This is a genomic window from Bradyrhizobium sp. SUTN9-2, assembly GCF_003122645.1.
In the GTDB taxonomy this organism is placed as follows: domain Bacteria; phylum Pseudomonadota; class Alphaproteobacteria; order Rhizobiales; family Xanthobacteraceae; genus Bradyrhizobium; species Bradyrhizobium yuanmingense.
In genome coordinates, this window is record NZ_LAXE01000001.1 from 2,772,045 (window position 1) to 2,783,260 (window position 11,216).

General features: G+C 63.2%; 6 protein-coding genes and 3 pseudogenes. 7 read left to right on the plus strand and 2 right to left on the minus strand.

What is annotated here, in order from left to right; genetic code table 11:
• Positions 1–19 precede the first annotated feature (19 nt).
• From XF30_RS12580 to XF30_RS12600, 5 genes and pseudogenes are all read left to right on the plus strand, one after another.
• Positions 20–1,330 carry an NAD(P)/FAD-dependent oxidoreductase gene (locus XF30_RS12580; protein ID WP_109142892.1) on the plus strand — a complete coding sequence of 437 codons (1,311 nt, stop codon included), beginning with the start codon at positions 20–22 and terminating at the stop codon, positions 1,328–1,330.
• Positions 1,331–1,507: 177 nt separating this feature from the next.
• Positions 1,508–2,374, plus strand: coding sequence for a GNAT family N-acetyltransferase (locus XF30_RS12585; protein WP_109142893.1), 867 nt, complete (start codon positions 1,508–1,510; stop codon positions 2,372–2,374).
• A gap of 26 nt (positions 2,375–2,400) precedes the next feature.
• A pseudogene (locus XF30_RS12590) lies at positions 2,401–3,569 on the plus strand (alanine racemase).
• Positions 3,570–3,591: 22 nt separating this feature from the next.
• Entirely contained in the window at positions 3,592–5,055 is a 1,464-nt protein-coding gene (locus XF30_RS12595; RefSeq protein WP_109142894.1) for an aldehyde dehydrogenase family protein, read from the plus strand.
• Between the two features lie 181 nt (positions 5,056–5,236).
• Complete coding sequence (locus XF30_RS12600) at positions 5,237–6,559, plus strand: NAD(P)/FAD-dependent oxidoreductase (protein WP_109142895.1); 1,323 nt, start codon at positions 5,237–5,239, stop codon at positions 6,557–6,559.
• 106 nt (positions 6,560–6,665) lie between these two features.
• Here XF30_RS12600 and XF30_RS12605 read toward each other — a convergent pair whose 3' ends face one another.
• Positions 6,666–8,177 (minus strand): FAD-binding oxidoreductase, encoded by a 1,512-nt coding sequence (locus tag XF30_RS12605; RefSeq protein ID WP_244608940.1) that lies wholly within the window; start codon positions 8,175–8,177, stop codon positions 6,666–6,668.
• Between the two features lie 421 nt (positions 8,178–8,598).
• Between XF30_RS12605 and XF30_RS12610 the strand changes: the two are divergent.
• Positions 8,599–8,808: pseudogene (locus XF30_RS12610) on the plus strand (branched-chain amino acid ABC transporter permease); the annotation flags it as partial.
• A pseudogene (locus XF30_RS12615) lies at positions 8,805–9,903 on the plus strand (branched-chain amino acid ABC transporter permease). The pseudogenes XF30_RS12610 and XF30_RS12615, both read left to right, overlap by 4 nt.
• A gap of 616 nt (positions 9,904–10,519) precedes the next feature.
• Here the strand turns inward: XF30_RS12615 and XF30_RS12620 are convergent.
• Positions 10,520–10,756: a hypothetical protein gene (locus XF30_RS12620; protein WP_109142896.1), complete on the minus strand. Its 237-nt coding sequence runs from the start codon at positions 10,754–10,756 to the stop codon at positions 10,520–10,522.
• Between the last annotated feature and the right edge of the window lie 460 nt (positions 10,757–11,216).

An 11,216-nucleotide genomic window follows, 5' to 3' on the forward strand; every position in this document is an offset into this window, starting at 1 on the left:
CACAAGAGAAGAAAACGCCATGCATGCGCCCAGAGCAGACGAGAAGGGGACGCCTTACTGGTGGGAAGCCGCCCCGCTCAGGCCGCTGCCTCAGCAACCCTTACCCAAGAAGCTCGACGTGCTGATCGTGGGTGCGGGCTATGCCGGACTTTCGGCTGGTCTGGTGCTCGCGCGCGAGGGACGTTCGGTTGCGGCTTTCGATGCAATGCATCCCGGGGAAGGGGCTTCCACGCGCAATGGTGGGATCACCAGCGGAAGCATTCGTCCGGATTACGCGACACTCACGCGGCGGTTCGGTGAAGAGAAGGCGCTGGCCATCGAAGTAGAAGGCAAAGCCGCACGCGCGTTCCTGTACGATTTCATCAGGACGGAGGGCCTCGCCTGCGACTTCCAGCCGGTGGGGCAGTTCAAGGGTGCCTTCGGTTATGAGCAATACGAAGCCATGGCGCGCACCGCGGAGAGGCTCGCAAGGAAGCTCGGGATCGAGGCTTACGCGGTTCCCTATGCCAAGCAGCGTCAGTACATCGGGACCGATGTCTATCGCGGCGGCACGGTTCGGATGGACATCGGCGGGCTGCATCCGGCCAAATTCCACGCCGAACTGCTGCGCGTCGCGCTCACGTCCGGATTGGCAGTCCACGCGCGCACGCCCGTGATCTCGATCGAAAAAGATGGCGCCGTCTTCCGCGTTGTCACCTCGGCCGGTCCGGTGCAGGCGCGTCAGGTGCTGGTTTGTACCAACGGTTACACCGATGGTGCCGTGCCCTTCCTGCGCCGCAGGCTGGTCCCGGTGCGCAGCCGGATCATTGCAACGGAGGAGCTCGCGCCCGACGTCATGGCGCGGCTGATGCCGAAAGGGATGATGATCACCGAGAATCGGGAGGTCGGCTTCTATTACCGGCCTTCGCCCGACGGCAGACGCATTCTGCTCGGTGGCCGCGACAGCTCTCGCGTCGGCGATCCAATCGCTCCGAAGCTGCTTCTGCGCAAGGGCTTGGTCAATCTGTTTCCGGAACTGGAGAGCGTTCGCCTCTCGCACAGCTGGTTCGGCAACGTCGCCATGAACCGCGACATGATTCCTCGCATCTTCGAGCAGGACGGCATCGTCTATGCCACCGGCTTCTGCGGTTCAGGCGTGGTCTGGGCGCCGTGGGTCGGCATGCATGCGGCGCACAAGCTGATGGGACATGACGTGCAGGCGTGCACTGCCTTTGACTTCCGCCCTCCCGCCTTCATCCCGTTCTGTCGCGGCAATCCCTGGTTCATGCCCGCGTTCATTCAGGGCTATCGCATGCGTGACCGAATCGCTCTGTGGCGCGCCAGCCGCTGACAGCAGATCGGTCGTCCAATCGCATCATCATTGAAATGCTGTGCCGAACTTGGCTCCAGTCCGACACGTAATGCTGTGAGGCGCAAGATAGGCTGCGGACCATGCGAGGGTCACCCGGATAGCCCTCGTCTTGGCACTGGCGATCAGGCCGGCAAACCGAAAGAGACTTGCCCCATCATGACGACCGCAGCGGCCGAAGATCGCGTCCATGAAGATGTGGTCCTGCTTCCATTCGCCAGATCGCATCTGGAGGGCGCGCTAAGACTCTCGCAAGAGATGTCCTGGCCCTACCGGATCGAGGATTGGGATGTCGCGCTGCAGTTGGGCCGTGGCTTCGTCCTAGAGCGCGCCGGAGCGGTGATCGGGACGGCGGCTTGGTGGCCATATGGCGACACGCATGCTTCCGCCGGGATGATCATCGTCGCGAAGGCTGTTCAGGGCCGCGGCTACGGGGCGCGACTCATGGACGCGTTGCTGACGTCCGCGCGCCCACGAACGGTCGCGCTGAATTCGACAGCCGAAGGCATCGCCCTTTACCGACGCCGGGGCTTCGTGCCGATCGGGGTCATCCAGCAGCATCAGGGAATTCCATGCGAAACCGGCGGGTCGCCGCGCTCGGACCTCGTCAGGGCAATGGCTGCATCGGATTTCGATGCAGTCGTGCGGCTCGATCGCGAGGCCACCGGTTGGGAAAGGCAACGGATGCTGGATCGGCTCGTCCAAAACGCCGATGGCTATGTCCTGCACCGTGACGGCATAGCCCGCGGTTACGCCATCTCCCGGCTTTTCGGTCGCGGGCATGTCATTGGCCCAGTTGCGGCCGAAAGCCCGACCGATGCACGTGCGCTGATCGAGGCAGCGCTCTCACGCCTTGGTGGGCGCTTCGTCCGCATCGATACGTCTGCGGCATCGCAACTCGGGCCGTGGCTCGAAAGCATCGGCCTGCAGCAAGTCAGCGACGCCACCACCATGACCCTGGGGATGCCGGCGCAATCGACCGGTCCGGCGCGCAGCTTCGCAATTGCCAACCAGTCGTTCGGCTAGGAGACATCGAAGTGCTAGGCCAGGCGATGCGCGGGACAGATATCCAGAGTGGCGAGGCCGCCGCGACGCTGGCCGCATTGGCAACTCCCGCCCTCCTGCTCGACAGGGACCGGCTGGATCGCAATCTTGCCCGTCTATCCTCGCGCATGGCCGCGCGCGGTGTGGTGCTGCGGCCCCACATGAAAACCGGAAAATCCATTGACGTCGCCCGGCGCGTCTATCGGTCCGTGCCCGGGCCAATTACTGTCTCCACCCTGGCGGAGGCGGAGTATTTCGCACAGCACGGTTTCCGGGACATGACCTATGCGGTAGGTCTGGCGCCGCACACCTCCGACAGAGCGATGCGCTTGCAGAAAGCAGGCATCGACATCAAGGTGCTGTTGGACTCGCCTGAGCAGGCTGCCATGCTTGGCGCGGCCGGGCGCGCAGCCGGTGTGACACCGTCCGCCCTTGTCGAGATCGACTGCGACGGTCATCGCGGTGGGCTGACCGCGACCGATCCGAAACTCGTGGTCGTTGCGGCCGCCATGGCCGAGGCCGGCGTCAAGATCGCCGGCGTTCTCACCCATGCCGGCGAATCCTACGGCCTCAGTACGCCTGCGGCCCTTGTCGCGGCTGCGGAGAGCGAGCGCGCCGTGGCCGTCGCCGCCGCGATGACATTGCGCGCGGCCGGCCATGAATGTCGTGTCGTCAGTGTCGGTTCGACGCCTACCGCGCATTTCGCCGACGACCTGACCGGCGTCACGGAAATGCGGGCCGGCGTCTACATGTTCTTCGATCTGGTCATGCACGGCGTCGGTGTCTGTACGACCGACGACATCGCAATCTCGGTGCTCGCCACTGTGATCGGGAAGAAGCCCGAGAAGGGCTGGATTTTGGTCGATGCGGGCTGGATGGCCTGTCGCGCGACCGCGGCACCGCGGCACAGCCGGCCGACCAGGGATACGGTCTGGTCTGCGACGTGGCGGGCAAAGTCTTTCCCGACCTGATTGTTTCCCAAGCGAGCCAGGAGCACGGGATCCTCGCCGTCAGACCCGGGTCGGCGCACGCTTTGCCCGATCTTCCGATCGGCACGAAGGTCCGCATCCTGCCCAATCACGCCTGTGCGACGGCGTCGCAACACGAATTGTACAACGTCGTTTCCGCGGACAGCGAGGCGATCGAAGCGCGATGGCCCCGGATGCGCGGCTGGTAGGCCGTCGAAAGGATCGCTTCCAATGACCTCGCCCCTTCGACACCTGACGGAAGCCGGCTTGCTCGGAAAATTCTACATCGACGGAGAATGGCGGAAGCCGATCGGATCAGTCGCGGCCGCAGCATCCGTCGTCAATCCGGCGACGGAGCAGTCGATCGCCGAGGTTACGCTTGGCGACGACGATGATGTGGACTGCGCCATAGCAGCTGCCAGACGAGCCTTCGCCGGCTGGTCCACGACACCGCCTGCTGAAAGAGCGGCGCTGCTTGATCGGGTTCATGGTTTGCTTCTCCAGCGGCTGGAGTTGTTCGCGCAGGTCCTCACGTTCGAGATGGGAGCTGCCATCACCTATGCGCGCCGAGCCCAGGTGCCGCTGGCCGCCGAGCACATCCGTGTCGCACGCGACAACCTTGCGAACTATCCGTTCGTCACCCCACGCGACAGCACCGCGATCATGCGAGAGGCGATTGGGGTCTGCGGTCTCATTACCCCCTGGAACTGGCCTCTCTACCAGATCACAGCCAAGGTCGGCCCGGCGCTCGCGGCTGGTTGCACGGTGGTGTTGAAGCCGAGCGAATTGTCGCCGCTGAGTGCTTTGCTTTTCGCTGAGGTGATGGACGATGCCGCTTGTCCGCCCGGCGTCTTCAACCTCGTCAATGGAACAGGCCCGATCGTCGGCGCTCGTCTGGCGTCGCATCCGCAGGTGGACATGATCTCGATCACCGGCTCGACCCGGGCCGGCGTTCTCGTCGCGCAAGCGGCTGCACCCACCGTCAAGCGCGTTGCCCAGGAGCTCGGCGGCAAGTCACCAAACATCTTCTTGCCGGATGCCGATCTCAGGCGCGCCGTTCCGCTTGGCGTCGGGGCCGCTTTCCGCAATCTTGGCCAATCCTGCAGCGCGCCGACGCGCATGCTCGTGCCTCGCTCACACATGAAGGAGGTCGAGACCTTGGCGGCAGCGGCCGCTTCAGAGCTGGTGGTCGGCGATCCCCTTGCGGAAAGCACGACCCATGGCCCGATCGCCAACCGGCCGCAGTTCGAGCGCGTGCAGACAATGATCGGAGTCGGCCTCGAGGAAGGAGCCAAGCTCGTCATCGGCGGGCCCGGGCGACCCAGCGACCTGAAGATTGGCTTCTATGCGCGGCCCACCATCTTCTCGAACGTCCATCGCGACATGAGGATCGCGCAGGAGGAGATCTTCGGCCCGGTACTGGCGATCATTCCCTACGATACCGTGGACGATGCGATCGCGATCGCCAACGACACAGTCTACGGCCTCGGCGCCCATGTACAAGGCACTGACATGGAGACTGTGCGGAAGGTTGCCCGTCAGATCCAGTCGGGTCAAGTGCATCTCAATCATCCTGATTGGGACCCCAATGCTCCCTTTGGCGGCTACAAGCGTTCCGGCAACGGTCGCGAATACGGCCGCGAGGGCATGGAGGAGTATCTGGAGACCAAGGCCGTCCTCGGATTTTACCGATGAACGCTTCTGCGCCGAACTGGGACCCGGTCGCTTGAGCAGCTCGTATCACTCAAGTGGTTAAAAACCCGAACATCTTGCGAAGTTCTAGATGATTTCAGCACATTCTATCGACCGCACGATGCGATGAAGGGCTGATCGGAACTTTGCTTCCGCATTCTTGGCAGCCGAGGTTCGTTGGAACATGTCGCCCCACGTCGAGCGCATTCACAGCGATGAGCGTCTTCCGGCCGAGGCCGACGTCGTCGTCGTCGGCGGCGGCATCCTCGGCTCTACGGCCGCCTATTACATGGCGAAGCGCGGCCTCTCCGTGGCGCTGCTCGAGAAGGGCCACGTTGCCTGTGAACAATCGAGCCGAAACTGGGGTTGGTGCCGCCAGCAGAATCGCGACCGGCGCGAACTGCCGCTCTCGGTGCTCTCCATGCGGCTGTGGGACGAACTCACGCGCGATATCAATCGGGACCTTGGATTTCGTCGCTGCGGTCTCGTCTATGCGACCCATGACGAGGCTGTGCTCGCGGGCTGGGAAAAGTGGCGCGAGGTCGCCAGGGAGTACGACGTCGACACCCGCGTGCTGAGTCGGGCGGAGGTGGCCGAGCGCGTCCCCGAAGCGCGCGACAAATGGGTCGGCGGCACCTATTCGGAGCGGGATGGCAAGGCCGAACCTGCGCTCGCCGCGCCGGCTATCGCCGAAGGGGCCAGAACTCTGGGCGCCACGATCCACCAGGGATGCGCCGCGCGGGCGCTCGACTTGGCCAATGGCAAGATCGCGGGCGTGCACACGGAGAAGGGCTATATCAAAACCAGCGCGGTGCTTTGCGCCGCCGGCGCCTGGTCCTCGCGCTTCCTTCGGCCGCTCGGGATCAGCTTCCCCCAAGCGAGCATCCGGCAGACCGCGCTACGTTCCACCCCGACAATCAACATAGGCGAGGCGGTCTCCACGCCCTACTGCACGATCACGCGCCGACTGGATGGCAGCTATACGCTAGCGATCAGCGGCAAAGCGAACCTCGAAATCACGCCCCAGGCTGTCCGGTATAGCCGGGAGTTCATGCCGCAGTTCTTGCGTCGCCTGAAGAACGTCAGGCTCGGCATCGGCCAATCGTTCGTTTCGGGGCCGGATTCGTTGCCGGCGCTGCTGACCAACGATGATAGGATCTTCGAACAGAATCGCGTGCTGGACCCTCCGCCACTGAAATGGCTGGTAAGCCAAGTGGTGGAGAGCGTCCGGAAAACCTTCCCCCAACTCGGCGAAGTAAAGATCGATAGCGCGTGGGGCGGCTTCGTCGATTGCACGCCGGACGCAGTGCCTGTGGTGTCGCAGGTGGACGGGGTGAAAGGCCTGGTCCTTGCGGCGGGCTGCTCGGGTCACGGCTTCGGCTTGGGCCCGGGGCTCGGCTATCTGGCCGCAGAGCTTGTCGTCAACGACACGCCTTGCGTCGATCCCGCACCGTTTCGGCTGTCGCGTCTGACCGACGGCTCGAAGTTGGATATCTCCGCGATCTGACGATCCGGGCCCGAAGTCAGGCCCTGCAGTCCCTAAGGAGCGTTTCCTCCCCAACTTGAGCCACTCCTTCGGAGTGGCTCTTTCTTTATGGACAAGACGATTTGGCTCATTGAGGTGACTCGGCCGAAGGTGCGCCGTTTAAGTCCAGATGAGAGCACCGACAGCTCGCAAGCCGATGTATCAATGGGCCGACTTCTCTCATTGGGCAAACGATCGCACCGGCGTTCATGATGTCCGCCGGATCAAAGGCGGTCTTGATCCGGCGCATGGCCGCGATACGCCCAGGATCGCTGTACCGGTCTAGAAGGTGCTTCTTGAAGCGACCGACGCCATGCTCCGCGCTGAACGTGCCGCCGAGCGCGGCGGCCGTGTCGTAGAGTTGCAACGAAAGGCTGCTTTCGATCCGCTTGGTGAACTCCAGCCGGTCGACATCGCGAGGAACGAGCACGTTGTAGTGCAGATTGCCGTCGCCGACATGGCCGTAGACGGACAGTTCAAGGTCGGCGTCATACGATCGTACCTGCGAGCCTGCCAGGTCCAGAAAGCGCTGAATGGAGGAAAGCGGTACCGAGATGTCGTGCTTCACCGATCCGTTCCGGCGCTTCTCGCCTTCGGGGATGGTCTCCCGGAGCCGCCACATCGCGGTTCGCTGCGATCCGCTCTGCGCCAGCAATGCGTCATCGACGCAGCCGGACTCGATCGCCTCGGCCAGAACGGCTTCCGTCAGTTCGTCGAGATCGAGATGGCGTGAGGAAGAGGCGAACTCGACGAGAACGGCGCCTCCGGGGCCCGCGCCGAGGGAGGGCGGGTCAGTTATTGCTTCGGTCGCGAGCGTAATCGATCGGGATGTCATGAATTCGAACGTGGTCAGAAGATCCGCCGATTCGCGGCGGACCAGCGTGAGAAGCTCGGCGATTGGAGCGTCCTTCGCGAGCTTCAGCCAGGCAGTCGCGCGGCGGGTCGGCAAGGGCGCGAGACGCAACACTGCGCCCGTGACGATGCCGAGAGTCCCCTCGCTTCCGACGAAGCACTGCTTGACGTCGTAGCCGGTATTGTTCTTCCGCAGCTTGCGCATGTCGGAGACCACCGTGCCGTCCGCCAGCACCGCCTCGATTCCGAGCAGCAGATCGCGCGTCATCCCGTACCTCACGACCGACAGCCCGCCGGCGTTCGTGCCGATATTGCCGCCGATCCGGCAACTGGCTTCCGCGCCGAGGCTGAGCGACAATAGAAGGCCCGCAGCCGCCGCGGCGTCCTGTACGTTCTTCAGGATGGCGCCCGCATCCACAGAGATGCTCATCGAGACGGGATCGATTTCGCGGATCCTGTCCATCCGCTCGAGGCTCACGATAACCTGGCGTCCGGACGCGTCCGGCGTAGCGCCGCCGCAATAGCTGGTGTTGCCGCCTTGCGGAACGATTCCGATCCCGTAGTGCGCCGCCAGCCGTACGATATCGGCGACTTGCTGTGTCGTCGCCGGCTTCAGCACGGCAAACGTCGAACCCGTGAAAAGCTGACGTTGATCCATTGTGTAGGTGGCGATCCGTTCCGGGTCCTCAACGACGCCCCCGCTGTCGAGGAGGTCACGAAAAGGTCGGACGTGTACTGACTGGGACATGTCTCAGCTCCCGATTGGCACTGAACCATCTTTGCGCGCTTGCACGGCATTGCCTGCCGTTCGGTGCTGCTTCCGAAGAAGCCAATGCTGAAATGCCGCGGTTGTCGGCAGTGCCAGGAAGGTGCTGCTTTTTAGGTAGCCGACCCTTCCTATTGACTGCTGCCCGCAAGCGAGGGGTGACCGTGGTGTCCGCTCCCAAATACTCCTTTCGCGCGCCTTGCCCGAGACTGTTGCTCCGGCGAGAGCTGGTCTCATTTGGAAACGACTGCCAACCTATTTAAATCGCTAGAGGGGATTCCCCGACAATCTCTTGTCGCGTGTCCCCAAACCGTCAGGTGCCCTCCGCGGTTAGACATTTCGCTGTAAGTCATTGATCTCTAATGGTGGAATTTTGGCCCAGTTGGAAAAATTCTCTTGAAGACCGGCGCGGCTGCTCTACGCATTCGAGGCGGTGATCATCGGCGGGCTCGGCAGCCTGTGGGGGACGCTGGCGGGCGGCATCGTGCTCGGGCTGGCGCAGGCGATCGGAGGGCGGATCAATCCGGAATGGCAGATCCTGGCCGGCCATCTCGCTTTCCTCGCCGTGCTGATGGTGCGGCCGCGCGGGCTGTTCCCGGCTAGGCGGACATGAGCGTCGAAAGCATCCATATCCCGGCAAGCCGCGAGCAGCGCGCGGCGGACGCGCCGGTGTGGCAGGTTCGGGTCGGTACACGGCTGTCGCGCGTCGCGGCCGTGGCCGGCATCGCGCTGATCGTCGCGCTGGCCGCGCTGCCCGCGATCGCCTCGCGCAACCTGATCCAGGATCTGATCTTCGTCTTCACCATGCTGACCTTGGCACAGCTCTGGAACGTGCTGGCCGGGTGGGGCGGGCTGGTATCCGTCGGGCAGCAGGCGTTTGTCGGGCTCGGCGCCTATGCGCTGTTTGCCGGCATCGTGATGGCCGGGCTCGATCCGGTTGCGGCGATCCCGCTGGCCGGACTGTTCGCGGCGCTGGTCGCGGCGGTGCTCGGGCCGCTGCTGTTCCGGTTGGAGGGGCCATATTTCGCGATTGGCAGCTGGGTCGCGGCCGAAGCGCTGCGGCTGATCTGCGCCCAGTTCAAGTCGCTCGGTGGTGGCACCGGGATGTCGATCTCGCCGGGCGAACTGTCGCAGATGGTCGGGCTGAAGGCGGTGCAGGCGCTGCTTGGCCTGCGCCCGGCGGCCGCGCGTGACGTGCTGGTTTACTGGCTGGCACTGCTGTTCGCCGTGCTGGTCACGCTCGGCATCTACGCCTTCATGCGCTCGCACCACGGTCTTGCGCTGGCCGCAAGCCGTGACAACGCAGCGTCGGCGTCCGCACCGCGCGGACTCGCCACGTGCTTTGGATCGCAGTCGCGTTCGCCACCGGCATGGTCGGGGCCGTGGTTTAATTGCAGAAGGCTCGCATTTCGCCTGATGCGGCCTTCAGCGTCACCGACTGGACCGCCTATGTCATCTTCATCGTCGTGATCGGCGGGGTGCGCACCATCGAAGGTCCGATGGTCGGCGTGCTCCTGCTATGGGGACTCGTCACCTATCTCGCCCAGTTTGGCAGTCTCTATCTGCTCGTGCTGGTACGCTCGCCATCCTGATCATGCTGTTCATGCCCAACGGCGTGTGGGGCGCGGCAGCTCGACGCTGGCAATTGCAGCCGTTCCCGACCCAGCGCTGGCTCAGCCGCAGCCAGTCCGGTCCAATGCCATTATGACCAGCCTTGTGCCGGGTCGCTTCGTCCATTCAGAAGCGCCGCCAGTCCATCTTTGGCAAGGAGGCGCTCTGGCGTCCATGCGCCTTTGCAGTTGGATGTTTCACTGTAAGCCATTGATCTCCAATGATCGGATATTGGTTCAGTTGGAAAAATTCTCTTGAGAAATCAAGGCCAGCGGCGTGTCTCTTAATCAGCGGGTCCCAGGTTCGAGCCCTGGTGCGCCCACCACCTTTAAGCCCGCAGGGGCTTTTTTAAATTCTTCGATAGAGCAAAGCGCGTCTGGTGCGACGTTTTTGTTGGAGTGGACACGGCCGGTTTGCTATTCGGTGTTTCCCTAGTTTCTATATCTTCACCCATTCGATACAGCGCGCAGATCCGATGGGACAAGTCGGTCACGTGCTTGTCGTAGATTAGGAAATTGGAGCGGGCAGAACGGACGGTGTGTTCTGTCCGTCGCAGTAAGATACCGCTTGCTGCAGAACCAGAAGCAGAAGGTTCCGGATCTGGGCCCCCGAAGCGCAATGGGCAGTTCGATGCGGCGCAGCGATCGCTGGGCGGACTCATGCGCAAAGATCCGTTATGCACGCACGAACTAGCCGGCTTAACCTCTTTCGCGTCAGCCGCGCTTTCGCTGAGAGGGTAACGTAAATTCCACGACCTCGTGCTTGTCGCACGGATCAGGTGGCTGATTTTTCTTCACGATCAGCTCGAGCTCGAGAGCCTCGAAGGCGAGCTCATCCGCCAAGCGCTTGAACAGCTCGCGCTTCTCTATGTCCGTCGCCCGCTGACTCATCAGCGTAAATTCTCTCGCGTCAGCGCGGACCTTTTCCAAACGTCCTCGGAGGTCCTTCATGTGTGCCGGCGTAGCTTTTAATATTATCCTCGGCCCGAACAATCAGTTTGCTTGTTCGGATTCACCGGGAGTCAACTGCCGAAACTCGATACTGGTTCGATGCGGACCGCCAAATTCGTCGCTCATCGTGCTGCGATATTTGGCCATGCTCCATGACCCGGCCCCTGTTCAGGGACTGCGGGCTGAGGTCGGCCGTCCTGGCTGATGAGCTATCTCTGTCCGGCTCTCGCCCGATGATGCACAGAACGGGCATACCTGAAGGGGCATGAATGTTCGAAAGCGCACAGACGCGAGTGTTGCGCCCGACTAGGCTGCGAGCGATCCTGGGCGTTCGCGAAGCGCTCAGGGCCCGATGGCATCGGCGGATGCCAAATGTGCCGGCTGCAGCGAAGCGGTTCCGTCCGCGAACGCAGTGTTGCCGGCTGCGCGCCGGGCATGAGGCAGGAATAAGCTCGGCAGA

Coding starts and splice junctions, on each gene's coding strand:
- XF30_RS12580 (WP_109142892.1), top strand. CDS start 20: ATGCATGCGCCCAGAGCAGACGAGAAGGGGACGCCTTACTGGTGGGAA.
- XF30_RS12585 (WP_109142893.1), top strand. CDS start 1,508: ATGACGACCGCAGCGGCCGAAGATCGCGTCCATGAAGATGTGGTCCTG.
- XF30_RS12595 (WP_109142894.1), top strand. CDS start 3,592: ATGACCTCGCCCCTTCGACACCTGACGGAAGCCGGCTTGCTCGGAAAA.
- XF30_RS12600 (WP_109142895.1), top strand. CDS start 5,237: ATGTCGCCCCACGTCGAGCGCATTCACAGCGATGAGCGTCTTCCGGCC.
- XF30_RS12605 (WP_244608940.1), bottom strand. CDS start 8,177: ATGTCCCAGTCAGTACACGTCCGACCTTTTCGTGACCTCCTCGACAGC.
- XF30_RS12620 (WP_109142896.1), bottom strand. CDS start 10,756: ATGAAGGACCTCCGAGGACGTTTGGAAAAGGTCCGCGCTGACGCGAGA.